Below are 24,825 nucleotides of genomic sequence, written 5' to 3'. Positions count from 1 at the left end.
TGAACCGGAAAGTCATTCCGACCTGCTAGCAGGCCGGAATGAACATATTTACCTGAACGGTGGCTCATTAAAGGTGCGCAACTTCCTGGAATGCAGCTTATCGCCTTCAGCACGCAGCAGCTCAACCGCGCAAATGCCGATTTGCAGATGCTCTGAAATCGCCCCTTCATAGAAACGATTCGCCTGCCCTGGCAGTTTAATTTCGCCGTGCAGTGGCTTATCCGAAACGCACAGCAAGGTACCGTAAGGCACACGGAAGCGATAGCCCTGTGCGGCAATTGTCGCGCTCTCCATGTCTACCGCCACGGCGCGGCTCAGGTTAAAGCGCAGCGCAGAAGCGGAATAACGCAACTCCCAGTTACGGTCATCAGTTGTGACGACGGTTCCGGTACGCAGACGCTGTTTGACCTCTTCCCCCGGCATACCGCTCACTGCTTTCGTGGCGTCATATAAAGCGCGTTGCACTTCAGCAATGCTTGGGATCGGAATGTCCGGCGGCAGTACACTATCCAGCACGTGATCGTCACGCAGATAAGCGTGAGCCAGTACGTAGTCACCAATGGTCTGGCTTTCACGTAGCCCGCCACAGTGACCAATCATCAACCAGGCGTGCGGACGAATCACGGCGAGGTGATCGCAAATGGTTTTGGCATTGGACGGTCCCACCCCGATATTCACTAGCGTGATGCCGCGGCGGTTGGGTGAAGTGAGGTGCCAGGCGGGCATCTGGTGCTTCTTCCATGCCAGGTCGGACATCATGGCGGTAGGGTCTTTGGTGTCTGCGGTGATGACCACATCCCCGGCGCACGCCAGACTGTCATAAGGCGTATTGGGATCCTGAACCTGTTCGATGGCCCAACGCACGAATTCATCGACATAGCGGGTGTAGTTGGTAAACAGCACAAACGGCTGGAAATGTTCTACCGCTGTACCGGTGTAATGACGCAGGCGCGCGAGGGAAAAATCGGTGCGCAGCGCATCAAAGTGCGACAGCGGGAAAATAGCATTGGCATGGAACAGGCCATCCGCGGTTTCATCGCCGATTTGTGACAGTTCAGTGGTGGGGAAATATCGCGCAATGCTGGCGCTCATTGAACGGTCCAGCGTGAGGCCATCAATCACGTAGGGATAAGGGATTTCCTGTTGCGATGGGCTCACCTCAATCAACACATCGTACTCTTTCTCCAGCATCTGTAACTGCTCGCTTAAATAATGGCGTAACAGTGCAGGGCGGGTGATGGTGGTGCTGTAACTGCCGGTATGGGTAAAACGGCCCCAGGCGCGCGTGCGATTCTGCTGTGGGCCTTCACCCTGCCAGGTGATGCGCAATTCGGGATAAACAAACAGACCATTTTGACGCTCGGCTTCATCCGGCAGCGTACCCTGGGCAGTGAAATCACGAATCGCGTTGCGCAGTGCCTCTACAGCGCTCTCATACAGGCGTTCCAGCTCATCCAGTGCCTGCTGGCTACTCAATCCGTTCCGTTGTGTATTCATAGGTTCTCCTTCAGGGAAACATGGACCGATTTGACCAGAGCATAGCGGATAAACACAGCAGCACGATGAAGAATCTGTGATCGACCGCATTCTGCACCATCACGGTGCTGGTGCGCGGCGTAACTGTGGCTATGTTTATGATTAGCAGGGATGTCACCTCGCGCTGCTTCTACCCTGGCGCGATGCCACTGCAAAAACTGCCACCGACCGTCTTCTTTGGCGAGTTTCTTGCTTATTCCTTAATCGTGGTCCTGATGACCACTGAAAGTGCTGCAAAAGTTTCAGAAATTGATTTCTCCCAGGCCGTGGTATGGCTCCGTTCCTGACCCGTTGAGGATTGAAAGCATGTCTTTGAAATTCATCAAACACCCAGTGAAGGTGGTACTTGCAGGTTGCCTGAGCGTCGCTTTTTACGCTCAAGCGGATATCAAGATTGGTGTAGCGGGCCCGTTCTCCGGCCCCAATGCGACCTACGGGGCGCAGTACTGGAAAGGTGCAAGTCAGGCAGCCGACGATATTAATGCCGCAGGCGGTATTAACGGCGAAAAAATTGTGTTGGTGCAGGGGGATGATGCCTGTGAACCCAAGCAGGCGGTGTCGGTAGCAAACCGACTGGTTGATCAGGACAAAGTGATGGCAGTGGTCGGTCATTTCTGTTCATCCTCCACCATGCCCGCCTCGGAGGTGTATGACGAAGCCGGTGTGCTGGCGATTACCCCCGGCTCCACCAACCCACAAATCACCGAGCGCGGCATGAAAACCATGTTCCGCATGTGTGGTCGTGACGATCAGCAAGGTGCAATCGCCGCCGATTACATCATCGACAAGTTAAAAGCGAAAAAAGTGGCGGTGATCCACGACAAAGATACTTACGGTCAAGGCCTTGCCGATGCCACTAAAGCGGCGTTAGAGAAACGCGGCGTGAAAGAGGTGATGTATGAAGGGCTGTCTCGCGGTGAAAAAGATTTCAACGCATTAGTGACGAAAATCGGTGCGGTTAAACCTGATGTGGTCTATTTCGGTGGATGCCACCCGGAAGCGGGTCCGTTAGTGCGTCAAATGCGTGAGCAGGGCGTCAACGCCGCCTTCTTCTCCGGTGACTGTATCGTGACTGAAGAGATGGTGACGGCAGCAGGTGGCCCGCAATATACCAAAGGCGTGTATATGACCTTTGGTAATGACCCACGCACCATCCCTGATGGCAAAGCGGTGATTGAGAAATTCCGCGCCAGCGGTTTCGAACCCGAAGGTTACACCCTTTATGCCTATGCGTCGGTTCAGGCGATTGCTGCGGCCTACAAAGCTGCCGGTAAAGATAACGCCAAAGCCAGTGATTGGTTGAAAGCCAATAGTGTCGATACCGTGATGGGCAAAAAAGCCTGGGACGGTAAGGGCGACCTTAAAGTCTCGGATTATGTTGTTTATCAGTGGGATGACAAAGGTAAATATCACCAGCTGTAATATGACACGCGGCCCCGCCTGGCGGGGCTTTTCGCGATTGGACGCGAAATCTGCGTTCCTTTTACGTGCGAGAGATATATGGACGCTTTCTTCATACAGCAGATGATCAACGGCCTGACGTTGGGCGCGGTATATGGGTTGATCGCTATTGGCTACACCATGGTTTACGGCATTATTGGCATGATCAACTTCGCGCATGGCGAGGTGTACATGATCTCCGCCTATCTGTGTGCGATAGGGCTGGCATTACTGAGTTACTTTGGCATTCACTCCTTTCCACTGCTGATCTTCGGCACGTTAATTTTTACCATTATTGTCACTGCCGCCTACGGCTGGGCGATAGAGCGCATTGCCTATCGACCTCTGCGTAACTCCACGCGTCTTGCGCCCCTGATTTCAGCGATTGGCATGTCACTGATCCTGCAGAACTATGTTCAGTTGAGCCAGGGGCCAAACCAACAAGGGATTCCGACATTACTAACAGGCGTTCTGCGCATGGAGATTGATGGCGGTATCGTGCAGATAACCTGGACCAAAGTGTTCATCCTTATCGCTGCCTTCTGCGGTATGGCGTTACTGACCTGGATAATTCAATACACCAAACTGGGACGCATCTGTCGTGCGGTGCAGCAGGATCGGCGCATGGCCTCGATTCTGGGTATCAATACCGACCGTGTCATTTCGCTGGTGTTTGTGATTGGCGCGGCGATGGCCGGGTTGGCTGGCGTGCTGGTGACCATGAACTACGGCACCTTTGATTTCTACGCCGGGTTTATTATCGGCATCAAAGCCTTCACGGCTGCGGTTCTCGGCGGCATTGGTTCTCTGCCGGGCGCCATGTTGGGCGGGTTGCTGTTGGGCGTGGCGGAAGCGCAGTTCGCGGGGCTGGTGAACTCTGATTATAAAGATGTGTTCTCGTTTGCTCTGCTGGTGGTGATTCTGATCTTCCGTCCGCAGGGGCTGCTGGGACGTCCGCTGGTTGCAAAAGTGTGAGGATGCCGCGATGAATGCAATGGCGCAAAGTACGGGCGTGCGCGAAGCACTGCTCGATACACTGCTGGCTGGCGTGATCGCGCTGGTGGTGTTTGGTCCGATTGTTGGGGTGGTGCTGGATGGCTACAGCTTCAAACTGTCGCCTCAGCGTGTTGCACTGCTGGTGGGACTGGTGATGGTGGGACGCTTAGCTATCAGCCTGATTCTGCATACGCCCTTTGGCCAGCGTTTCAAACGCAAGTTTGAAGGCAATGACGATGGCGTTTACGTTCGTGAACCGGGTCATCGTTCGCGGCTGCGCTGGGTGTTGCCGCTACTGCTGGTGGTGGCGCTGGCGTTTCCTTTTCTCTCAAGCAAGTATCTGTTAACCGTAGCGATTCTCGGGCTGATTTATGTCCTGCTCGGCCTTGGATTGAACATTGTGGTTGGGCTGGCTGGGCTTCTCGATTTGGGTTATGTGGCCTTTTACGCCATTGGTGCCTACGGTCTGGCGTTGGGGTATGAATATCTTGGTTTAGGGTTCTGGAGTATGTTGCCGATTGCCGCGTTGCTGGCCGCTTTTGCCGGTGCGCTACTGGGGTTTCCGGTGCTGCGCATGCACGGTGACTATCTGGCGATCGTGACGCTGGGCTTTGGTGAAATTATCCGTCTGGTGCTGACCAACTGGCTATCGTTTACCGGCGGCCCCAACGGCGTATCGGTTCCTTCACCGACCTTTTTTGGCCTGGAGTTTGCCCGACGCGCGCGGGACGGTGGTGTGCCTTATCACGAATTTTTCCACCTTGATTACAACCCCAATATGAAGTTCATCTTCATTTACGTGGTGCTGGTGCTGGTGGTGCTGCTGGTACTGTTTATCAAGCATCGCCTGACGCGCATGCCGATTGGTCGCGCCTGGGAAGCGCTGCGTGAAGATGAAATCGCCTGCCGCGCCATGGGGCTGAACCACGTGCTGGTAAAACTTTCGGCGTTTATGCTGGGCGCATCCACCGCGGGTATTGCCGGGGTGTTTTTTGCCAGCTATCAAGGCTTTGTTAATCCTACGTCATTCACCTTTTTCGAATCTGCATTGATCCTCGCGATTGTGGTGCTGGGGGGGATGGGCTCGACGCTGGGCGTGGTGCTCGCGGCCTTTGTGCTGACCGTGGCACCCGAACTGTTGCGCAGTTTTGCGGAATATCGCGTCCTGTTGTTTGGCATGCTGATGGTATTGATGATGATTTGGCGACCGCGCGGCCTGGTGCGTACCGCACGTGTTGGCGTACCGGTGAGAAAAGGAGTGCGCCATGAGTGATGCCATTCTGCAAGTGGATAATCTGATGATGCGCTTCGGCGGCATCAAAGCGCTCAATGATGTCAGCCTCTCTGTAGAACGCGGTTCAGTCACCTCGCTGATTGGCCCTAATGGTGCCGGTAAAACCACAGTGTTCAATTGCCTGACAGGATTTTATCGCGCCACGGGCGGGCGCATTATGCTCAATGCTAACCAGCGCAGCACTGACGTGATTCAGGTGCTGGGGCAGAAAATCCACCCACAGGATTGGCTCAACCCCGCACGTCTGGGATCGCGAGTCTGGTACAAAATGTTCGGCGGTGCCCACCTGGTCAATCGCGCTGGGCTGGCGCGCACCTTTCAAAACATCCGCCTGTTTCGTGAAATGTCAGTGGTCGAGAACCTGCTGGTGGCGCAGCACATGCAGGTTAATCGACAGCTTTTAGCGGGAGTGCTGAATACGCGAGGTTACCGGGAAGCGGAAAACCGGGCACTGGATCGCGCCTTTTACTGGTTGGAAAACGTCGATTTAGTCTCCAGTGCGAATCGGCTGGCGGGGACGCTCTCTTATGGCCAACAGCGGCGATTAGAGATTGCACGCGCCATGTGCACGCGTCCCGAATTGATCTGCCTGGATGAACCCGCAGCAGGGCTGAACCCGGTCGAGACCGATGCACTGAGCCAAATTCTGCATCGCCTGCGTGCCGACCACCGTATTAGCGTGCTGTTGATTGAACATGATATGCCGATGGTGATGCGTATTTCCGATCACATTGTGGTGTTGGATCATGGCGATGTGATTGCGCAGGGCACACCGCAGCAAATCCGCCACGATCCCAAAGTGATTGCGGCTTATCTCGGTGCCGATGAGGAGAGCGAGCATGGCTGAACCGATGCTGAGTTTTGAACAGGTGGATGTGTTTTACGGCCCCGTGCAGGCCCTCAAGCAGGTGTCATTGACCGTGAACCAGGGTGAAACCGTCGCCTTGATTGGCGCGAACGGCGCAGGCAAATCGACGCTGCTGATGTCGATATTTGGTCAACCCCGCATTGCCAGCGGTGAGATTCGCTTACGCGGAGAATCGATTAGCCACCGCAGCACCCATTTTATCGCGGCCAGGGGTATTGCTCAGGCACCTGAAGGGCGGCGTATTTTCCCTGATATGACGGTGGAAGAGAATCTGCTGATGGGCACCATTGCCGTAGGTGAACGCCACGTCAAAGAAGACAAGGAGCGGATGTATCAACTGTTCCCACGCTTACTGGAACGGCGCAAGCAGCGCGCAATGACGCTCTCTGGCGGTGAGCAACAGATGCTGGCAATTGCGCGGGCATTGATGAGTCGCCCAAAGCTATTATTACTGGATGAACCTAGCCTGGGCCTGGCACCGATCGTGGTGAAGCAGATCTTCAACATCCTGCGCGAATTGACTCAGCAAGGCATGACGTTATTTCTGGTGGAGCAGAATGCTCGTCATGCGCTGCAGTTAGCTGAGCGTGGCTATGTCATGGTCAACGGGGAAATTAAACTGAGCGGCAGTGGGGAAGAACTCCTAAATAACGATGAGGTGCGTAGCGCCTATCTCGGTGGTGCAGCGGATCCTGCGGTGGTGGCGACAAAAAGTTTGTAATAATGATTAAATGGTGACGGGAAACACTTTGCATATTTCTCAGTGGCCTATCATCATTATTACTCTTCTTCCTCTCCAAAGTGATTTGGTACTCCCTTGCAAAATCCTGGCGTAGCAGTGATGCGTGCGGTCAGAAATACGGCGTGGTATCCCAAACGTCGCTCTTATCGCACGCTGTTGTGGCGTGAAATCACCCCATTGGCCGTGCCCATCTTTATTGAAAACCTGTGCGTGATGCTGATGGGCGTCCTGAGTACTTTCCTGGTGAGTTGGCTGGGCAAGGAAGCGATGGCGGGCGTTGGCCTGGCTGACAGCTTCAATATGGTGATTATCTCTTTCTTTGCGGCGATTGATCTGGGTACCACGGTGGTGGTGGCCTTCAGCCTTGCCAAACGCAACGGCAAACGCGCCCGTGCGGCGACGCGCCAGTCGCTGGGATTAATGACGGTGCTGGCCTTTGTGCTGGTGATCGTGATTGAGTTCTGGGGGCATTTGATCATTGATGGCATCGCCGGCAGCGCTGAACCCAAGGTGAAAGAGCTCGCGCTTAGCTATCTGCAAACGTCGGCGTGGAGCTATCCCGCAGCAGCGATTGCATTGATTGGCAGTGGCTCACTGCGCGGAGCGGGGAATACCAAAATTCCAATGCTGATCAATGGCGGCATGAATATCCTTAACATCGTGATCAGTAGTGTGCTGATTTACGGTGCGATGGGGTGGGAAGGCATGGGGTTTGTCGGGGCCGGGCTTGGGCTGACCATCTCACGCTATATCGGTGCGGCTGCGGCCATTTATGTGCTGTATCGTGGTATCACGCCTGCGCTCAGAATTAGCATCGCCAGCTACTTTCGTCGCTGGGATCGTAACATCCTGATGGAAGTGTTGGGGATCGGTGTACCCGCCAGTATTGAGTCTGTGCTGTTTAACGGCGGTAAATTGCTGACGCAGATTTTTGTTGCGGGTATGGGCACCAATGAAATTGCCGGTAACTTTATTGCCTTCTCCATCGCCACGTTAATCAATTTGCCCGGTAATGCCCTCGGTTCGGCATCCACTATTATTACCGGCAAGCGCCTGGGAAAAAATCAGGTGATGCAGGCAGAAAGGCAGATTAAACACGTGTTCTGGCTGGCGATGATTGGGTTGTGCACGCTGGCCTTAATCACGGTGCCTTTAGCGGGCACGCTGGCGAAATTCTATACGCGCGATCCTGAAGTGATCGAGGTGACGAAACACCTTATCTGGCTGAATGCCGCCTTTATGCCTATCTGGACTGCTTCGTGGGTGTTGCCTGCCGGACTGAAAGGCGCACGCGATGCGCGTTATACCATGTATGTGTCGATGTTTAGCATGTGGGGCGCACGCGTGGTGGCGGGTTATGTGCTGGGTATCATGCTTGGCATGGGGGTGGTGGGCGTGTGGCTCGGTATGTTCCTCGACTGGACTGTACGCGGCGTGTTCTTCTGGCTGCGCTTGACCAGCGGAAAATGGCTCAATAACTATCATCGAATGCTGGTAAAGAGCAGGGGATAGGTGTGTGATGGCCGCTGCTGAGTGCGGCCATCACAATATGCATTAACTGGGATTCCATCGCATATCTAATCGTTTTGGTTATCACGCGCTATGCGCTTTACTGTCACGGTCAACCATTACTGGAGAGCCTGACGATGAAAACCATCCTGTCGCAGTGGTTCAACCGCTTAATTAACGCTGATATTGAGCCGCGCGAGGAACGTGAGTTTGACCTCAGCAATCATATTGATTTGCTGATCCCAGTTAGCCAATTGTATGGCATTGAATTCCATCCATCGGTGTACCGCTACTATGAAAGATGAACGCTTCCTTCAGGTGATGCGCTACAGCTACTGGAATGAACTCTGCACTGCCCAATAAAAAACCCGCTGCCATGTCCAGCGGTTTTTTTCTGTCCGTATTTTCCCTCTTGTTGAAAAAATTTCGCCTCATCCCGCCGTCTCATTCAACCGTATTGATTCTGTAATCTTAACGTAAAGAAATGTATTCCCAATCCTCACATTGCGTGTAAAAATAGAAAAGTAAATGATAACCATTGGCGTTATCATTTAGGTGTTGCATGCCAAAACGGCCTTTTAGCCTTGATGGGATGTGATAAGCGCGTCAATAACGATAAGAAACCTTCCCTTTAAAATGGATAAAAATCGCACTCTGCCGTTTGGCAGTTTCAATTCGCTGACCTTGTTCACGGGTCTCTGTATTGGTATTTCTCCTGCCGCCAGCCTGGCTGCTGACACCTCAACCAAAAAAACTGACGATACGTTAGTGGTGAACGCGCAGACTCCCTCGCTGTATGCGCCGAACGCCTCTGCTGACCCAAAATTTAGCCGCCCGCTGGTGGACACCACCCGGACCATGACAGTGATCAGCGATCAGGTGATTAAAGATCAAGGCGTGAATAATCTGACCGATGCGCTGAAAAACGTACCAGGTGTGGGTGCATTTTATGCCGGTGAGAACGGCAGCTCGTCGACAGGGGATGCCGTCTATATGCGCGGTATGGATACCTCGAACAGCATCTATGTTGACGGTATCCGTGATATTGGCAGCGTGACGCGTGACACCTTTAACACGCAGCAGGTTGAAGTGATCAAAGGGCCATCCGGCACCGATTACGGTCGCAGCGCGCCATCCGGCTCAATCAACATGATCAGTAAACAGCCGCGTCTGGATACCGGTCTGGATGCCTCTGTCAGTGTCGGCAGTGCGTGGATGCGTCGTGGTACGCTTGATTACAATCAGGCGATCAACGATAACAGCGCCTTCCGTCTTAATTTGATGGGAGAGAAAACCCACGATGCGGCACGTGATAACGTGGAAAACGAGCGTTATGGCGTTGCGCCTTCACTGGCATTTGGTCTGGATACGTCAACGCGTCTGTATCTGAACTATTTGCACGTGCATCAAAACAATACGCCAGACGGCGGCATCCCAACGATTGGTTTGCCGGGCTACTCTTCGCCAACGGCCGCCACGGCCGCGCTGAACAACTCAGGCAAAGTGGCGACCAGCAACTACTACGGGACCGATTCCGATTTCGACAAATCGACGACCGATACGGGCACCATCCGCTTTGAGCATGACCTGAACGACAGCACCACCATTCGCAACACCACGCGCTGGTCGCGAGTGAAGCAGGAGTATCTGCTGACTGCGGTGATGGGCAGCACTATTACCACACCAGATCTTAACGATGTCGGTACCTGGACCTGGACGCGTAATGCCAACCAGAAAGATGTCAGTAACCGTATTCTGACCAACCAGACGAATATCACCTCTAAGTTTTATACCGGCTCGGTGGGGCACGATATCAGTGCAGGCGTTGAGTTCACACGTGAGAATCAAACCAACTACGGCGTGAACGCCATTACTGCGCCTGCGGTGAATATCTATCACCCTATCAGCAGTATCTCGGTGGGCGGGCTGGATCGTAACGGCGCGAATGCCAACGGTCAGACGGACACCACCGGTATTTATGCCTTCGATACCTTAGCCATCACCAAAAGCTTTGAGTTGAATGGCGGCATCCGCCTCGACAGTTACCACACCGAGTATGACAGTGCGACGGCTTGCGGTGGCACGGGACGCGGTGCGTTGGCTTGCCCAGCGGGCACGGCACGAGGTACACCAATCACTACGGTTGACACCGCCAAGTCAGGCAATCTGGTGAACTGGAAAGCCGGTGCACTCTATCGTCTGACAGAGCAGGGCAATGTGTATGTTAACTATGCCATCTCGCAACAGCCTCCAGGCGGCAGCAGTTTTGCCTTGGCGGCAGGTGGCACGGGTAACAGTGCCAACCGCACCGACTTTAAACCGCAGAAAGCCAAGTCAAGTGAAGTGGGTACCAAATGGCAAGTGCTGGATAAACGCCTGCTGCTGAATGCGGCGTTGTTCCGCACTGATATTGAAAACGAAGTGGATGCTAACGATGATGGCACCTACTCGCAGACCGGCAAAAAGCGTGTAGAGGGCTATGAGTTATCGGCCACGGGTAACATCACGCCTGACTGGGAAGTGATTGCCGGTTACACCATGCAGCACGCTTCCGTGAAAGAGGGGGCGGCCGTGGCACAAGACGGGTCGTCCTCGATTGCCTACACGCCGAAGCACGCGTTCACCTTGTGGACACAGTATCAGGCAACTGATGCCATTTCAGTTGGTGGAGGTGCACGTTATGTTGGCAGCTTGCGTCGCGGCAGTGATGGCGCAGTCGGCACGCCTGATCATACCGAAGGCTACTGGGTGGCAGATGCCAAACTGGGATATAAGGTGAATAACAACCTCGATCTGCAGTTCAACGTGTATAACATTTTCGATACCAACTATGTTGCTTCGATCAACAAGAGTGGCTACCGCTATCATCCGGGTGAACCACGTACATTCCTGTTGACGGCAAACGTCCACTTCTAAGTGTTAACATGGGGCGTGTGCGCCCCATTTTTATTTGAGAGAACAACGCGATGATGTATCACATTCCCGCCGTACTGGCACCGGAAGAGGTGGCGAAATTCAGTGAGCTGTTACAGCAGGCTGAGTGGATTGACGGACGTGCAACGGTCGGAAGTCAGGGGGCGACGGTCAAAAACAACCAGCAGATTGACACACGCACGCCGCTTTACGATCAACTGCAAGCGGCGGTGATGCAGGCGCTGAACACCAACCCGCTGTTCTTTTCTGCCGCGTTACCGCGATCGATTTCGACACCCTTGTTTAACCGTTACGAGCAGGGGGAAACCTACGGTTTTCACGTTGATGGTGCGGTACGTCATAACGGCGCGGCGGGCTGGATGCGTACCGATCTTTCCGCCACGCTGTTTCTCAGCGAACCGGACAGCTATGACGGCGGCGAGTTGGTGATTGAAGATACCTACGGCCAACACAAAGTGAAGTTGCCTGCCGGGCATCTGGTGCTTTATCCGTCCAGCAGTCTGCATTGCGTGACACCCGTGACACGCGGTGCCCGTGTGGCGTCATTTTTGTGGATTCAGTCGATGGTGCGTGATGATAAACAGCGTGCGATGCTGTTTGAGCTGGACCGTAATATCCAGAGCCTGAAAGCGCGCCATGGAGACAGCGAAGAGTTACTGTCGCTGCTGAATATGTACCACAACCTGCTGCGTGGCTGGACGGAAGTGTAATCCCCTGACCGCACATGGAGCGGTCTAACGTGTTACCCATGCGCCCGGTTTGCACTTCATACCCACCCTATGTAAACCGAGCACGTTCGGCGTAGGGTCGCCATTTATGGCGACTCAATCCTGCCTGACTGACAACATCCCTCTACGTTGACTGCCCTCGAGTTCATCACCGCAAACCCGCATATTTCCATCAAAGTCTCCTTTCGTGATCCACTCGCGCTTTCGGGTTTCTGTTTTTTGCTAAAAGTGTTCATACGGTCATATGCTGAACTTTAGTTCAATAGGGAGGGCATCATGAGTAAGCTGGAAATTGGCGTAAACACGGCGATGTTTGACGGTTTAGATATGGATGTGGCTTTCAGCACCATTAAGAAAGCAGGCTTTCATTATGTGGAACTGGCCTATAACCAAGGCTATGTCGGGGAGATGCCGCCTGAATTATTCGGCGAAGAAAACGCCAGGCAGGTCGCTGCGTTACTGGAAAAGCATCAGTTAGGCACACGATCCTTCGGTGCCACCATGAACATGGGCTCGACAGATGCTGTTGCCCAGTTTAAACGCCGGATTCGCTTTGCGAATTTGATTGGCGCTAAGTGGATTAATATTTGCGTTGGGCGTAAAGAAGACCGCCAGCAGATTATTGCAAATCTAAAAGAATTGGCGCCTGTCGCTGCTGACCATGGATGTGTCATCTGTCTGGAAAACGGGGGAGATCCGAATTATGACGTGTTTCAATTAGCAGATGATGGCTTTTCCTTACTTAATGAAATTAATCATCCCGCGGTGGCATTCAATGTGGATGCCGGCAACATTGTTTCGCTCTGCCCAGAGGTAGACGCGATTGAACAAGGCATCGCGATGTTGCCGGGTGCACAGCACTGTCATCTTAAGGATTTGAATATCGTCGACGGTGAAGTCCATTTCACCCCGCTGGGATATGGTCAGCTCAATTATGTACCGATGCTCAGCGCACTGGAAAAATTAAATCTTCCTTGCAGTCTGGAAATTCCATTACGTATGCATCGACAAAGAGACAGTTATCCGCTACGCGGTGAATTACCCGTGGATGCGGATGTCAGTCTCCACGTCTTAATACAGTCCCGAAAAAAACTAGAGGAATGGCTGGGATATAATCCAGTCAGTCAATAATAAACGTTGTGATAATAACCGCTGATGGATTCATCAGCGGGTTTTACCTGTGCATTTTCGATCCAAAAGTAAAGCGTACTTTAAGCTTCTTTGAATAATCCGATGTTTAACGATTTCAAAACTGAAGGTTAATTATGTCTGACTCTACATTGAATGCCTCACCAAAATCCGGCAAACCGACCCAATTTCGCTGGGCGATATTTGCCACAATGTTCTTCCTGTTAGCCGTTAATTTAATGGACCGAATCACGTTATCAATTGGCATGCCTTACATTAAAGATGAATTCCATCTTTCACCAACGATGCAAGGCCTCATACTCAGCAGTTTTTTCTGGTCGTATGCGTTATTACAAATTCCTGGCGGCTGGTTACTCGATCGCTATGGGCCGAGAAAAATTATTACTGGCGCGCTGTTTGGTTGGGGGTTCTTCCAGGCCATTATTGGTTTGGCGAGTGGCGGGCTTAGCCTGATCCTTGCACGTATAGGCTTAGGTGCCATGGAAGCGCCAGTATCGCCAAGCGGCGCGAAGTTAAGTTCCACCTGGCTGACGCAATCAGAACGTGGTCGTGGGGCTGTGATTATGGATTCAGGCAGTCCGCTGGGGGTGGCCATTGGCGGGATTATTGTCGCACATTTGATCGTTGTGCTGGATTCCTGGCGCGTGACCTTTGTGGTGGTGGGCCTGTTCACCATGTTGTTGGGATTTTTTGCCTGGCGGATACTACGTGACCGTCCAACGGAACATCCTAAAGTGAGTCAGCAAGAGGTCGATTACATTGCGGCGGGCAATGTTGATGGATCGGCGACGAATACCGACATCACACCCACCAAAGGGCTTGGCATCAGCTGGTTTACCATGATCGCCATCATGGTTGGGCGCGCTTCATGGGGCATGGTGTACTGGGGATTATTGACATGGGGACCGAGTTACTTGGCTCAGGCGCAAGGGTTACAACTCGCTTCAATTGGTAATTCGACTTTCTTAATCTTTATTATGGGTACCGCCGGTTGTTTATTCAGCGGCTTCTTTGCTGATTACCTGGTGAAAAAAGGGATGAGTCACAACGTTGCACTAAAAAGCTTATTGTCAGTATCGGGATTGGTGGGCCTTGGTGTGTTGTATGCGTTAGCGACGGTTAAAAATCCAAATCTGGCAGTAGGGCTGTTATCCATCGCTGCCTTCTTTATGATGTTCGGTAGTCTGTATTGGAGTTTTCCAGCTATTTTGGCACCGAAAGACCGTGTGGGCATGGTGGGGGGCTTTATGAATATGGCTAACAGTTGTGCCGGCATCCTTGTACCGATTCTGGTCGGAATCATTTTGCAAGTGACCGGAAGTTATGAAAGCGTTCTGGTCTATTTCGCCATTTGTGCCGGTTGTTATACGCTGGGCACACTCTGTATTAATTTCAATAAACTGCCGACTAAAGATGGTCAGCTATCATTCCAAAAATAGTTGTTCATTTTAGGGAAGTGTATGCCATTAATACTGCGCGTGAATAAAGTGCCGCAAACTTTGGTTGATCAGTTGTCACTCAATAATAGCGTGGTTGAACTTGTAGATTTGCAACCGCCAGATGAACAAGCAATCGATATTGTTTTAGCTACGCCACACGTGCTGCAATGGAAAAATTAGTGCTGGATAATATCTCTGCTTATCAAGCGGGTAGCCCACTGCTGACCCCCGATATATTAATATATAGGGGGGGCTCATTCCCCCTTATGCTTAAGCGATACCCGCACGCTGCAAAAAAGCCCGGCATTGTTGCTCATTGTCCCACAGGTCATCCTGCGCGGTCGTTCGCATCTCCACTGCGATAGAAATCGGGCCAAGTTCGGTAGGCAGCGGTAGGTTGCGAGCGGTGTGGATGATGTGTGCAGCAGTGTCATGGGTGAGAAAGCCGGGCTCGCCAAACTTCATGTGATAATCACCAAATCCAGCCGCCTGCGGGTCAAGAATGGCATTTGCCAGATGAAGTTGTGAAATAAAGGGTGCAGCGAGTGTCAGCGATTCAGTGAGGTCTTCCTGATTGAGTGCAACATGCGCGCTATCCCATGCAAGATAGAGGTTTGGGCAATCTGGGCGCAGCTGTTTCATCCATGCCACGGTCTCATCCGTTGGGCCAATTAACTGACATTTATGCGCAAAACGATCCAGCGGTTCGATCTGGAGAATCATTCCTTCATATTGGTTGACGGTTTCGCCAATTTGCACGATGGCTTCACTGAAGCCTTTCATCGCTTCAGGGCGTTGTGCATCACCGGGATCGCTGCCGCTGACCAATGACAGTTTCGTTGTACCGCACTCCGCAGCCATGTGGACCAATTCACAGGCACGACGGATTGATTTTGTACGAAGCTCACTATCAAGACTACTCAGGTTTAAATCTTGTTTCAGTAACTCAAACGTGAGCCACTGGGTGACATGCAAATGATGCTCTTGAGCCAGAGAAGAGATCTTTTTGGCGATAGTGGGGTGGTGAATAATGCCGGTTTCAAACCCTTGATAATAATGACTTGTGGCTATTTTACTGATGATCTGCAGCATGGCTTCTTCATCATGAGTGATGGGAAAGAAGAGTTCTGCAAGATGCGCGGAAGGATAAAGAGTTGTCGCCATAATCCAGACATCGCCTCCTGTTAAAAAGATCACTAAGCGGGTGTTTAATCAGCTTAGAGGCCAATGAACAGATGAACAACTTATGTTCTTATGAGCATTGTCACATTATGACAGGGATCGCAATTTTCAAGGATTTAAGCGGAAAAGCAAGAAGCCCGCTCAGGTTTTCCTGAGCGGGCTTCTCTAAATATGGCTCCTCTGACTGGACTCGAACCAGTGACATACGGATTAACAGTCCGCCGTTCTACCGACTGAACTACAGAGGAATCGTGTGAACGAGGCGCATATTAATGGCACCCCCTTTATGTGTCAACAGCTAAAAACACATTTGTATTCAACTGGCTAGCAAAAGTACAAAGCGATCGCGATTTAAGCAGAATCCACGGACAAACGGGCTACAGGGTCCTGACGATAAAATTGCTGTAAGTGCTGATACATGGCAGGGAATCGTTGTGCCAATAGATCGGGTGCACTAAAGAAGTACTCTGACAGCACGGCAAAGCATTCGGCAGCATCGCTGGCTGCGTAGGGATCGATAGTTGCCGCTTGCTCGCCTACCAGTTCAACCTCCGCTTCAATCTCTTCCATTGCGGCGAGCAAATCCTTTTCCCATTGTGCGACGTCTCGCAACGCAATGGCCGGGATACCGCTGGTGTAGCCGCTGCCGCGCGCATCTAACTTATGTGCGACTTCGTGGATCACCAGGTTGTAGCCTGACAGGTCGAAAGAGTCTTGAATATCCAACGCATTCAACACCACTGGGCCTTGTGTCCAACTCTGACCGGCATGCACAGCAGCGGCATGGTGCACCAGTCCACTGTCATCTTCCCAGTGATCGTTGACGTTGAAAGGCTCGGGATAGATGAGGATTTCGTGAAAGCCATCCAGCCATTCAAGCCCCAGCTTTAACACCGGCAAACAAAACAGCAACGCGAGGCGTGCCAGTTGCAGTTCATTGAGTTGTAAACCCTGCAGCAGGGAGATTTTCTTCTGTTGCAGGAAGCGCTGCGCAAGCGCAGTGAGAGTGGATTGTTCTTCTGCTGTCAGCAAAGAGAAAATAGGCTGCGCTAACGCCTGCTGCCAGGGTAGCGCCGTCACTGTTGCATCAACCTGCGCATTCCATGGCCATTTAAACATCGCGCGACTCACTCTGCAGGGCGGAAAGGTTTATCCTGGCGCGGCAAGATGAAAATTACCAGCGCGGAATCAAAGCCGGATATTCAATCAGTTGCTACAGAAATTGTCTGTGATTGGCGTGGCAAAGCGGGAGAAAAATAAAAAGGTGCGCAGCATTGCGCACCTTACAAAAAACCGCATTCATTCTTGTTGGATCACCCTTCATGGCGACCGTCAGGCGCTGGACTGACAAGCATTACGCTCTATGCAGCGACCTTGTCATGAGGAAGTGGTTAGTCTTTCTCCAGACGCTGGAATTCGATCACCCACACCCACGGGTTCACCTCCCAACTGGTGGCACCGTACTGCTTTTGCCACGCCTTGCGGTAGGCCTCTTTGGGGGATTCCGCATTCATATTCATGGTGAAGAAGTTATTCAGGAAGTGCGTATCGGTCTGCACGCCCTCGGCCATGATGTCATCTTCACTGATGTCCTGAATTTTCTCGGCACGCACGGACGTGATCGCCAGGCTGATTCGACTGGCCCAGCGTGGCATATGGATCGCGGTCTGCCAGCCAAACTGTTCAGCGTCCTGGAGATCTTCATCCAACTGACCGAGTTCGTTGCTGTCCGCTCGATACTGGCAAAAAGCAGGCGTACGGAAGGGCAGGGGATCGCGCTCGTATTCGGGCAGTTGCTCCTCTGGCACGATCGGGCCGCGCCAGGTTTCACGAACCCATAAGCGATCGCCTACTTGTCCATACGGACAATGAGAGCTGATATCCGACATCGACATCAGCTTATAGCCGTGAAGATGGTTAGCACTGACGTCGAATGCATGTACGCCCTCGTGATGATCCTGACCCGGGCCAAAAGCCTGAGTTTTCATGATGCGCCGGGTTTGCGTTTGCTGGCCAACAAGCAGGGCGCGGACCCGCTGTTCGGAAAAAAGAATCGGCCGTTCTTTCATTACGTACCTCATGTAGTGTCACTAACCCGGAGAACTTCGACGAAACATCCGCATCCGCAGATGTGAGAATCAGCATAATGGGTTTGAATCGATTTGCTTAATAATTTGTCGCCTTAGTATCAGGCTTTTCCTGCATATTCCGGTTTTAAAAATGGCTCATAAGCAAAATGCGTGCTAATAGCAGCACGTCAGGCAATGCTGAGCGGGAAATATCCCTTATACAGTACGTTATAACGGCCACGATGGGAATCTTTTCGGATTTAGTCGTGGGTGATTATCGCCTTATCGAGAAGTTAATCAGCACGTTTAACTGGAATATCTCAGCAATGTGAAAATTGTTGATGGTCAAAATAGATTACTCATGTTTAACAGAGTTAATTAACTAAAACGACGCTAAGGAAATGCTTAAAACGTGATCTGTGCTGGGAAACGTGCATTAACAGCGCTATAACAAGATCGGAGTCTCATTTTTTACGCTTTGCACATCCAGGAAGGATGTAAAAAAAGTGTCACGACCAGACCGCTATGATGTTACCAGGAGCAGCACCCTGATTGAGCGGTGCTTTTATAACAGCAATAAGGAGAAGCACGATGTCACTCACCCGCTGGCAACAACGCTACGAGAACTGGCTGCAGCAAAACTGGCTGCATGACGACAAAGCCCATGATATCGCGCATCTGCGTCGTGTTTGGATGAGCGCCAACCGCATCATGCAGCACAGCGCAGCCGACCCAATGGTGGTGCTGACCGCCTGCTACTTCCACGATGTGGTCAACCTGCCCAAAAACCATCCCGAGCGCCATTTGGCATCGACCTATGCCGCGGAGGAGACGCGTCGCATTCTGCAGCAGGACTTCCCTGATTTCCCACAGGAATTGCTCGACGGTGTTGCCCATGCGGTCCAGGCGCACAGTTTTAGTGCGCGCATCACGCCACAAACGCTGGAAGCAAAGATCGTTCAGGATGCCGATCGCCTTGAGTCCTTAGGCGCTATCGGCCTTGCGCGTGTTTTCTACACGGCAGGGGCACTGGGACGACCGCTGTTTGACAGCGAAGATCCCTTAGGCAAAGAGCGTGAGTTGGATGATGTGAAATGGACCCTGGACCATTTCCAGAAAAAACTTTTACGTCTGCCGGAAACGATGCAAACCGAAGCGGGGCGCCTGCTGGCGGAGCATAATGCTGATTTTCTCGTGCAGTATATGGGCAAGCTCTGTGCGGAATTACAGGGCAATCTCACCACCATTGATGAGTCAGTATTAAGGGATTTCAGTCCCATACACTCTTAATATTAAATTTTTATGACAGTCTGTTAACTTTCATCTTCTTCCGCTACGTTGTTGTAAATCAAAAGGGAGTATGAAGATGACCGAGACCGTTAACTTAACCATTAAAATTGACCCGGCACTGAAAGAGCACATCAAACAGTTAGCCGCCGATAACCAAATCTCCATGAGTCAGGAGATCGTTAACCGCTTACAGGCCAGTTTACATGCCGTTGAGCAACCGGCCGTTGATAGTCTGCATACCGAAGAAGCGGTGGCTGAACAGCTTTCCGCGTCTGAACTGAAGCAGGTGCGTGCGCTGTTGAAGAAAGGCAAAAAGAAGAAATAAACGACAAAACCCGTCATTGACGGGTTTATTTATCTCTGCCCTTCACGCGGCATCAACGCGGAATTGCTGTGCGCGCTGGGCGAGGCGGTCGGAGAGTTCACGGAGTTGAGCGGCGGCCTGAACCTGATGCGCGTTCAACGCTTCGTTTTGCTGAAGCTGATGGCTCATCTCCACCACTTCATGTGCAATCTTACTCACACGGTGGCTCTGCGCCGTGGTGTTTTGCTGTAGTTCATCCAGTTGTGTCACCACACCCGACACCGCAGCGCTAATCTGTGCGAACAACACTTCCAGCGCTTTCACTTTATCGAAACCATCATTCACATGCTGCTGAGTGTGCTGAATTAAGCCATCAATCTGTCGCGTTGATTCGCCACTCTGCTGGGACAGCATGCCCATCTCTTTCGCGACCACCGAGAAGCTGCGGCCATAAGCGCCAGCATGCGCTGATTCAATGGCGGCATTCAGCGATAACAAACGCGTCTGCATCGACAGGCTATCCAGCATGCCCACAATCCCCGCGATATTGCCCGATGCGGTCACAATCTGCTGCATCTTGAGTTCCATGTTATCGACTTCAGTGGCGCAGTTACGCATCAGCGCGTCAGCCGATTGAGCTTCCTGCGTGGCCTGTTGTGAGAACTGCGCACCGACCTCTACCTCTTCTGAAACACGGTGCAAACGCTGTGAAAGATGATGGAAACTGGCGTTTTGCGCCTGATGTTGCTGCATCACCTGTTCATTATGCTGCTGCATATCCTCAGCACCGGCGGCAACACTGACTGCAACGGTATTGATATCATTGACGATCTGTTGCAAACCGCTGCGCATGGATTCAATGGTCTGGAACAGTTGACGCGTCTCCAAAGACTGACGGCGCGGCGTATCATGGCCTGGCACCAAATCGCCGGTGGCGATCTGTTCCAACTGCTTATTCGCGCGTCGCAACGGTAACAGCACACCTCGCATCAACAGGCTGGAGGCCAAGACCAACAGCGCCATGAGAATGGCACTGACTATCAGCGACATATTGCGGCTCTGTTTCAGCGTACTCAGCGTGTTCTGGTTAACGCTGTTCAGCTGGTGGTTGGCCTGTTCGATTTCGCTGAACCAGGCATCGTTGAACTGCTGCTGAAAGGCCTGCATCGGCACCATAAAGAAGGCGTTAATATCGTTGGCTGACAAGCCTTTTAACTGCTCCTGCAAACCTTCCGCCAGCATGGCAAAACCTTGCGCTAACGGGCTGTCAGCTTTGGCATGATAAGCAGCAAACAGTGTCTGGGCTTTTTTCAACGAGTCATCGGAGGCGGCGGCCAGACTCTTCCAGCTATCAACCGAGCCACTTTGCTGATCCTGCATCAGGTAGATACCTGCGCGATGGCTGTTATCACTGGCGGTCAGCAGTTCAATGCGCGCTTTATCCAGCAGGGCCAGCCTTTCCCGAAGTTGGTTGGCTTGCTGCAACGAGGTTTGCGTCTGGTTGACGTGGTTGCTCAGCAGCAGCACACCAGCAAATTGCAGCAGACAGAACAGCACGATAAATAGCAAAAACTGGCTGCGCAAACTGGTGAGCCATAATGGCATACGCCATGAGAATCGAGCACGTAAACGCAGCGGTAAGGAGATAACGGAAAGGAGTGACATCTAACGCCCCCAAAAATAAAAAGGAGTATTGGGAGCGGGCGTGACAGTTTGGTGACAGGGAACGCGATTCAGTGCAAAACAGCACAAAGCCTGTCCCTAAAGGAAATTATGGACCTGATAAACTCGGTGCCTGCGCGCAAGCGATTGGCCTGAAGGCCATCGCTACGGCTTTTGCGTCAGAAGATACTGTTCGATCAGCGGTGAAAGCAGCTTTGCCACCGCCGCGAAAACCGGCACCACCACCGAGTTACCAAACTGTTTGTAGGCCTGAGTATCGGAGACGGGAATACGGAACGATGATTCTCCCGGCGCTTCAAAACCCATCAGTCTGGCGCATTCGCGCGGCGTCAAACGACGCGGCCGCCGTGCCATGTTACTGGCATGCAGGAAGTCTGCCTCACCCTGAGCCTGATCCCAACCGCGATCAATCAGAATCTCTGAACCATCTTTGTAATAGCGCGCCGAGAGAGTGCGAACGCAAATGTTAGGGTTATGCGGGTCGTTAAGGCCAAAACCAAAACCGTTGCCTTTGGCTTTGTGCTTTTTCGCGTACTGGTACAGGTAATGCCACAACGTTGGCGACAGAATGTATTTCGCCTCTGGCGCGGGCTCCAGCAGGCTGTGTAACGACGGCACCTGTTGCGGGTAGAGTGTTGAGAGTGCGCGCAGTGAAAAGCCGTTGCTCAATCCACTGTCACGACGAATACCGACCAGCACAATACGTTCGCGATGTTGCGGTAAAAAATGACGCGCATCCACGATCTTCGCATCGGGCGAGCCGTTATCGGCAGCATCGGCCACGTCGTATCCGAGTTCATCCAGCGTCGCCATAATGATGGCGAAGGTGCGGCCCTTGTCGTGACTCTTAAGGTTTTTCACATTCTCCAGCACGAAAAACGGCGGTTTCTTGGCTGCCAGAATGCGCGCGACATCGAAAAACAGCGTGCCCTGGGCTTCGCATTCAAAACCGTGCGCGCGACCCAGCGCATTCTTCTTACTCACACCCGCCAGTGAAAAGGGCTGGCAAGGAAAACCGGCTAACAATACCTGATGGTCTGGAATGGTTTGATCGATGTGCTGGTAAATTGCGTCTTCGTCAGAAAGTCCTGCGGGCTGTGTCACCAAACGAATATCACTGTTGAACTGATGCCGTGCCGGATCGCTATAGTGGTTGGCTTTATAGGTGCGAACCGCTTCTTTGTTCCATTCGCTGGTAAAGACGCACTGCCCACCGATCTGTTCAAAGCCACGGCGAATGCCGCCGATGCCGGCGAACAGATCGACAAACTGGAATTTAGCTGCGTCGTAATGGGCGGGGCGTGATGGCAGCAAAGACCGCAGGCTTTCCACCTCATTGCTGGAGAGCGCGGGTGCGGCACTTTTTCCCTGACGAATACGATTCAGCCGCGGGATGCTCCAGTCTCGGCCGCCAGCCTCGGTTAAGGTCTGCACCAGATCGCGCGCGGCATAGATATCGAGCACCTGCATTAACAGCGATGTTGCGTCATCCGGAGCAGCAGTAAACGGGGAGGGCGAGACGGTTGCGGCGGGGTCGATAGCAAGCATGCGTTTTTCCTTAACAGTGAAGCCACTATGCTAACACTCATCGCACATTCACACACTTGTTGCGCGTGCCTTTCGCTTTTGCCTTAAACCGCTAAAGTTGAAGGAGCCCCATTAAAAGGAGACGCCATGGCAGACGTCCACCCGCAAAACATCCGCAGCAAAAATATGCGCGCCATTCGTCAACAGGATACGGCGATTGAGCAACGTATTGCGCTGATTCTAAAAGATCGCGAGTTCAGCTATCGCGTGCAGGATAAGGCGCTGCCGGGCCGCCCCGATTTTGTGCTGCCGCAGCAGAAAGCGATCATCTTTGTGCATGGCTGCTTCTGGCATCGTCACCACTGCTATTTATTTAACATGCCCGCCACGCGCACCGAATTCTGGGCCGGAAAAATCAACAGTAACGTTGAGCGTGATCGTCGCTATATCCAGCAATTGCAGCAGAGTGGCTGGAAAGTGTTGATCGTCTGGGAGTGTGCGTTGCGCGGTAAACTGCGACTGGAAGACGTTGCACTGATTGAACGGCTGGAGGAGTGGCTGCTTGCCGCTACGCACAGCGGTGAAATTGATCATCAGGGGTTGCATCACTATCGCGAAGAGTAGCGCGTGATTGTTGCTTTTAGCCACCAGAACAGTTTAGATCACCCCTTTCTCTGGGACGCGGAATAGAGCCATGAGCAGCATTAAACTGACGGTCAAACGCTTGTATCAACTCCGCGATGAGCGGATGGTGAACACCCATGCAACGGCACGCATCTATCTGGGTGAGCAGTTGGTGGCCACTGAGGAGATCAGTGGGATGACGGAAAGTCCGGTGAGCAAGTATGTTCATGCGGATGATGTTGCCGGGCAGACACTTCGCGTTGAATGGGACTGTGCGGGCATCGCCGATATCACGGTAACGGCGGTTGAGCGTTGCCCCTGTTGTCAGGATCACGAACCGGAATAAGGATAACTATTTTGGCAGGAACCAGTTTATTAACGCTTCTGGATGATATTGCGACCTTGCTTGATGATATTTCAGTGATGGGCAAGGTTGCTGCAAAGAAGACTGCGGGCGTATTGGGTGATGATTTGTCACTCAATGCGCAGCAGGTCACCGGTGTTAAGGCCAACCGGGAACTGCCGGTGGTCTGGAGCGTGGCAAAAGGCTCCTTTTTAAACAAATTGATTTTGGTCCCGTTGGCGTTGGTGATTTCAGCGTTTGCCCCCTGGCTGATTACGCCATTGCTGATGCTGGGCGGGGCGTATCTCTGTTATGAGGGTGTCGAGAAGGTATTACATAGCCTGAATCACGATAAAGCCGAAAGCACGCCGGAAGCGCGTCAACAACGCCTCGACAAGCTGGCACAGCAGGATCCGCGGCAGTTCGAGAAAGATAAAGTCAAAGGTGCGGTGCGCACCGACTTTATTTTGTCCGCGGAGATTGTGGCCATCACCCTGGGGATCGTTTCTGAAGCGCCGTTATTGAACCAGGTATTGATTCTGGCGGGTATTGCGATTCTGGTGACCATTGGGGTGTATGGCATTGTGGCGATGATTGTCAAAATCGACGATCTTGGTTACTGGCTGCGAGAAAAGTCCTCCACGCTGGCGCAGGCGACCGGCGGTGCACTGCTGGCGTTAGCGCCTTGGTTAATGAGGGTGTTGTCCGTGGTCGGTACGGTGGCCATGTTCCTGGTGGGCGGCGGCATCATCGTGCATGGCATCGCGCCGTTGCATCACGCCATCACGGAATACAGCGGCGGCTTTAATGGTGTGGTATCGGCACTTCTGAGCAACGGTGCCAATCTGGTGCTCGGTTTTATCATTGGGTCGATCGTGCTGTTGGCGGTAAATCTGATTGCTAAACTGCGTGGAAAATCGGTATAAAGCGCAGGAAATTTCTAATCACGGGTCAGGAGAACGATGATGAACGACGATATGTTTGAGTTTGATATCGATGCGCAACTGGAACAGGCTGAAGCCAAAGCGGCGGAAAAAGCCAATGAAGTTCCGACAGATATCAGCGACGAAGCTGATTGCGAAGGCTGCAAAATTTGATTTTCCCACCCGGGAAACCGCTTCAAAGCCGATAATAATTTTTATCGGCTTTTTTTATAAACAACATTTTT

Annotated in this window: 25 protein-coding genes and 1 tRNA gene; 19 read left to right on the top strand and 7 right to left on the bottom strand. The window is 52.4% G+C overall.

Annotated features, from left to right (window positions below; all coding sequences use genetic code 11):
• Positions 1–48 precede the first annotated feature (48 nt).
• Positions 49–1,497: an AMP nucleosidase gene (locus tag QMZ30_RS21800; RefSeq protein ID WP_283228929.1), complete on the bottom strand. Its 1,449-nt coding sequence runs from the start codon at positions 1,495–1,497 to the stop codon at positions 49–51.
• A 125-nt stretch (positions 1,498–1,622) separates the two neighbouring features.
• On the opposite strand from QMZ30_RS21800, the gene QMZ30_RS21795 reads away from it, so the two are divergent.
• The 13 genes from QMZ30_RS21795 to QMZ30_RS21735 all read left to right on the top strand — a co-directional run bounded on the left by QMZ30_RS21795 (position 1,623) and on the right by QMZ30_RS21735 (position 14,815).
• Complete coding sequence (locus QMZ30_RS21795) at positions 1,623–1,823, top strand: hypothetical protein (RefSeq protein ID WP_283228928.1); 201 nt, start codon at positions 1,623–1,625, stop codon at positions 1,821–1,823.
• A 19-nt stretch (positions 1,824–1,842) separates the two neighbouring features.
• Positions 1,843–2,958: a branched-chain amino acid ABC transporter substrate-binding protein gene (locus QMZ30_RS21790; protein ID WP_283228927.1), complete on the top strand. Its 1,116-nt coding sequence runs from the start codon at positions 1,843–1,845 to the stop codon at positions 2,956–2,958.
• A gap of 78 nt (positions 2,959–3,036) precedes the next feature.
• Positions 3,037–3,951: an ABC transporter permease subunit gene (locus tag QMZ30_RS21785; RefSeq protein ID WP_039336852.1), complete on the top strand. Its 915-nt coding sequence runs from the start codon at positions 3,037–3,039 to the stop codon at positions 3,949–3,951.
• A 10-nt stretch (positions 3,952–3,961) separates the two neighbouring features.
• The gene (gene livM, locus QMZ30_RS21780) at positions 3,962–5,245 is read left to right on the top strand and encodes a high-affinity branched-chain amino acid ABC transporter permease LivM (protein ID WP_283228926.1); all 1,284 of its coding nucleotides are present in this window, start codon (positions 3,962–3,964) and stop codon (positions 5,243–5,245) included.
• Positions 5,238–6,113, top strand: a complete 876-nt coding sequence (locus tag QMZ30_RS21775; protein ID WP_283228925.1) for an ABC transporter ATP-binding protein — start codon at positions 5,238–5,240, stop codon at positions 6,111–6,113. The genes livM and QMZ30_RS21775 overlap by 8 nt, the downstream gene beginning before the upstream one ends.
• Positions 6,106–6,855: an ABC transporter ATP-binding protein gene (locus QMZ30_RS21770; RefSeq protein ID WP_283228924.1), complete on the top strand. Its 750-nt coding sequence runs from the start codon at positions 6,106–6,108 to the stop codon at positions 6,853–6,855. Before QMZ30_RS21775 ends, QMZ30_RS21770 begins: the two co-directional genes overlap by 8 nt.
• Before the next feature lie 120 nt (positions 6,856–6,975).
• Positions 6,976–8,388, top strand: coding sequence for an EmmdR/YeeO family multidrug/toxin efflux MATE transporter (locus QMZ30_RS21765; RefSeq protein ID WP_283228923.1), 1,413 nt, complete (start codon positions 6,976–6,978; stop codon positions 8,386–8,388).
• Positions 8,389–8,522: 134 nt separating this feature from the next.
• Positions 8,523–8,690 carry a hypothetical protein gene (locus QMZ30_RS21760; RefSeq protein ID WP_283228922.1) on the top strand — a complete coding sequence of 56 codons (168 nt, stop codon included), beginning with the start codon at positions 8,523–8,525 and terminating at the stop codon, positions 8,688–8,690.
• A 331-nt stretch (positions 8,691–9,021) separates the two neighbouring features.
• Positions 9,022–11,301: a catecholate siderophore receptor Fiu gene (locus QMZ30_RS21755; RefSeq protein ID WP_283228921.1), complete on the top strand. Its 2,280-nt coding sequence runs from the start codon at positions 9,022–9,024 to the stop codon at positions 11,299–11,301.
• Positions 11,302–11,351: 50 nt separating this feature from the next.
• Complete coding sequence (ybiX, locus tag QMZ30_RS21750) at positions 11,352–12,029, top strand: PKHD-type hydroxylase YbiX (protein ID WP_283228920.1); 678 nt, start codon at positions 11,352–11,354, stop codon at positions 12,027–12,029.
• Between the two features lie 294 nt (positions 12,030–12,323).
• Positions 12,324–13,178: a sugar phosphate isomerase/epimerase family protein gene (locus QMZ30_RS21745; protein ID WP_283228919.1), complete on the top strand. Its 855-nt coding sequence runs from the start codon at positions 12,324–12,326 to the stop codon at positions 13,176–13,178.
• Between the two features lie 134 nt (positions 13,179–13,312).
• On the top strand, positions 13,313–14,635 hold the full coding sequence (locus tag QMZ30_RS21740; RefSeq protein ID WP_283228918.1) for an MFS transporter: 1,323 nt from the start codon (positions 13,313–13,315) through the stop codon (positions 14,633–14,635).
• Between the two features lie 21 nt (positions 14,636–14,656).
• The gene (locus tag QMZ30_RS21735; protein ID WP_283228917.1) at positions 14,657–14,815 is read left to right on the top strand and encodes a hypothetical protein; all 159 of its coding nucleotides are present in this window, start codon (positions 14,657–14,659) and stop codon (positions 14,813–14,815) included.
• A 90-nt stretch (positions 14,816–14,905) separates the two neighbouring features.
• Here the strand turns inward: QMZ30_RS21735 and QMZ30_RS21730 are convergent, their stop codons facing one another.
• The 4 genes from QMZ30_RS21730 to QMZ30_RS21715 all read right to left on the bottom strand — a co-directional run bounded on the left by QMZ30_RS21730 (position 14,906) and on the right by QMZ30_RS21715 (position 17,886).
• On the bottom strand, positions 14,906–15,832 hold the full coding sequence (locus QMZ30_RS21730; RefSeq protein WP_283228916.1) for a sugar phosphate isomerase/epimerase family protein: 927 nt from the start codon (positions 15,830–15,832) through the stop codon (positions 14,906–14,908).
• A gap of 157 nt (positions 15,833–15,989) precedes the next feature.
• Positions 15,990–16,065 (bottom strand) — tRNA-Asn (locus QMZ30_RS21725).
• A gap of 103 nt (positions 16,066–16,168) precedes the next feature.
• On the bottom strand, positions 16,169–16,936 hold the full coding sequence (gene mtfA / locus QMZ30_RS21720) for a DgsA anti-repressor MtfA (RefSeq protein ID WP_283228915.1): 768 nt from the start codon (positions 16,934–16,936) through the stop codon (positions 16,169–16,171).
• 272 nt (positions 16,937–17,208) lie between these two features.
• Positions 17,209–17,886, bottom strand: coding sequence for an ASCH domain-containing protein (locus tag QMZ30_RS21715; RefSeq protein ID WP_039336839.1), 678 nt, complete (start codon positions 17,884–17,886; stop codon positions 17,209–17,211).
• Positions 17,887–18,477: 591 nt separating this feature from the next.
• Between QMZ30_RS21715 and QMZ30_RS21710 the strand changes: the two genes are divergently transcribed.
• Positions 18,478–19,176: a phosphohydrolase gene (locus QMZ30_RS21710; RefSeq protein ID WP_058972730.1), complete on the top strand. Its 699-nt coding sequence runs from the start codon at positions 18,478–18,480 to the stop codon at positions 19,174–19,176.
• A gap of 76 nt (positions 19,177–19,252) precedes the next feature.
• The gene (locus QMZ30_RS21705) at positions 19,253–19,501 is read left to right on the top strand and encodes a hypothetical protein (protein WP_039336835.1); all 249 of its coding nucleotides are present in this window, start codon (positions 19,253–19,255) and stop codon (positions 19,499–19,501) included.
• 42 nt (positions 19,502–19,543) lie between these two features.
• Here QMZ30_RS21705 and QMZ30_RS21700 read toward each other — a convergent pair whose 3' ends face one another.
• On the bottom strand, positions 19,544–21,145 hold the full coding sequence (locus QMZ30_RS21700) for a methyl-accepting chemotaxis protein (RefSeq protein WP_283228914.1): 1,602 nt from the start codon (positions 21,143–21,145) through the stop codon (positions 19,544–19,546).
• 162 nt (positions 21,146–21,307) lie between these two features.
• Complete coding sequence (gene dcm, locus QMZ30_RS21695) at positions 21,308–22,711, bottom strand: DNA (cytosine-5-)-methyltransferase (RefSeq protein ID WP_283228913.1); 1,404 nt, start codon at positions 22,709–22,711, stop codon at positions 21,308–21,310.
• 126 nt (positions 22,712–22,837) lie between these two features.
• Here dcm and QMZ30_RS21690 point away from each other — a divergent pair, with 126 nt between their 5' ends.
• The 4 genes from QMZ30_RS21690 to QMZ30_RS21675 all read left to right on the top strand — a co-directional run bounded on the left by QMZ30_RS21690 (position 22,838) and on the right by QMZ30_RS21675 (position 24,754).
• Positions 22,838–23,314 (top strand): very short patch repair endonuclease, encoded by a 477-nt coding sequence (locus tag QMZ30_RS21690; protein WP_039327778.1) that lies wholly within the window; start codon positions 22,838–22,840, stop codon positions 23,312–23,314.
• 70 nt (positions 23,315–23,384) lie between these two features.
• The gene (locus tag QMZ30_RS21685) at positions 23,385–23,660 is read left to right on the top strand and encodes a hypothetical protein (RefSeq protein WP_283228912.1); all 276 of its coding nucleotides are present in this window, start codon (positions 23,385–23,387) and stop codon (positions 23,658–23,660) included.
• Positions 23,661–23,671: 11 nt separating this feature from the next.
• Entirely contained in the window at positions 23,672–24,583 is a 912-nt protein-coding gene (locus QMZ30_RS21680) for a DUF808 domain-containing protein (RefSeq protein WP_283228911.1), read from the top strand.
• Between the two features lie 36 nt (positions 24,584–24,619).
• Positions 24,620–24,754, top strand: a complete 135-nt coding sequence (locus QMZ30_RS21675; protein WP_283228962.1) for a hypothetical protein — start codon at positions 24,620–24,622, stop codon at positions 24,752–24,754.
• Positions 24,755–24,825 lie beyond the last annotated feature (71 nt).

This window comes from Pantoea sp. EA-12 (genome assembly GCF_030053355.1).
Lineage (GTDB): Bacteria > Pseudomonadota > Gammaproteobacteria > Enterobacterales > Enterobacteriaceae > Pantoea > Pantoea vagans_C.
Note: the sequence above shows the minus strand (reverse complement) of the source record. Positions and strands in the feature narration are given on the sequence as shown.

Bases quoted from the DNA above. Each gene is read 5' to 3' on its own strand.
- dcm (WP_283228913.1), bottom strand. From the start codon at position 22,711: ATGCTTGCTATCGACCCCGCCGCAACCGTCTCGCCCTCCCCGTTTACT.
- QMZ30_RS21765 (WP_283228923.1), top strand. From the start codon at position 6,976: ATGCGTGCGGTCAGAAATACGGCGTGGTATCCCAAACGTCGCTCTTAT.
- QMZ30_RS21800 (WP_283228929.1), bottom strand. From the start codon at position 1,497: ATGAATACACAACGGAACGGATTGAGTAGCCAGCAGGCACTGGATGAG.
- livM (WP_283228926.1), top strand. From the start codon at position 3,962: ATGAATGCAATGGCGCAAAGTACGGGCGTGCGCGAAGCACTGCTCGAT.
- QMZ30_RS21760 (WP_283228922.1), top strand. From the start codon at position 8,523: ATGAAAACCATCCTGTCGCAGTGGTTCAACCGCTTAATTAACGCTGAT.
- QMZ30_RS21705 (WP_039336835.1), top strand. From the start codon at position 19,253: ATGACCGAGACCGTTAACTTAACCATTAAAATTGACCCGGCACTGAAA.
- QMZ30_RS21790 (WP_283228927.1), top strand. From the start codon at position 1,843: ATGTCTTTGAAATTCATCAAACACCCAGTGAAGGTGGTACTTGCAGGT.
- QMZ30_RS21740 (WP_283228918.1), top strand. From the start codon at position 13,313: ATGTCTGACTCTACATTGAATGCCTCACCAAAATCCGGCAAACCGACC.
- QMZ30_RS21775 (WP_283228925.1), top strand. From the start codon at position 5,238: ATGAGTGATGCCATTCTGCAAGTGGATAATCTGATGATGCGCTTCGGC.
- QMZ30_RS21710 (WP_058972730.1), top strand. From the start codon at position 18,478: ATGTCACTCACCCGCTGGCAACAACGCTACGAGAACTGGCTGCAGCAA.
- QMZ30_RS21685 (WP_283228912.1), top strand. From the start codon at position 23,385: ATGAGCAGCATTAAACTGACGGTCAAACGCTTGTATCAACTCCGCGAT.
- QMZ30_RS21690 (WP_039327778.1), top strand. From the start codon at position 22,838: ATGGCAGACGTCCACCCGCAAAACATCCGCAGCAAAAATATGCGCGCC.
- QMZ30_RS21755 (WP_283228921.1), top strand. From the start codon at position 9,022: ATGGATAAAAATCGCACTCTGCCGTTTGGCAGTTTCAATTCGCTGACC.
- QMZ30_RS21745 (WP_283228919.1), top strand. From the start codon at position 12,324: ATGAGTAAGCTGGAAATTGGCGTAAACACGGCGATGTTTGACGGTTTA.
- QMZ30_RS21785 (WP_039336852.1), top strand. From the start codon at position 3,037: ATGGACGCTTTCTTCATACAGCAGATGATCAACGGCCTGACGTTGGGC.
- QMZ30_RS21675 (WP_283228962.1), top strand. From the start codon at position 24,620: ATGATGAACGACGATATGTTTGAGTTTGATATCGATGCGCAACTGGAA.
- ybiX (WP_283228920.1), top strand. From the start codon at position 11,352: ATGATGTATCACATTCCCGCCGTACTGGCACCGGAAGAGGTGGCGAAA.
- QMZ30_RS21735 (WP_283228917.1), top strand. From the start codon at position 14,657: ATGCCATTAATACTGCGCGTGAATAAAGTGCCGCAAACTTTGGTTGAT.
- QMZ30_RS21700 (WP_283228914.1), bottom strand. From the start codon at position 21,145: ATGTCACTCCTTTCCGTTATCTCCTTACCGCTGCGTTTACGTGCTCGA.
- mtfA (WP_283228915.1), bottom strand. From the start codon at position 16,936: ATGTTTAAATGGCCATGGAATGCGCAGGTTGATGCAACAGTGACGGCG.
- QMZ30_RS21770 (WP_283228924.1), top strand. From the start codon at position 6,106: ATGGCTGAACCGATGCTGAGTTTTGAACAGGTGGATGTGTTTTACGGC.
- QMZ30_RS21715 (WP_039336839.1), bottom strand. From the start codon at position 17,886: ATGAAAGAACGGCCGATTCTTTTTTCCGAACAGCGGGTCCGCGCCCTG.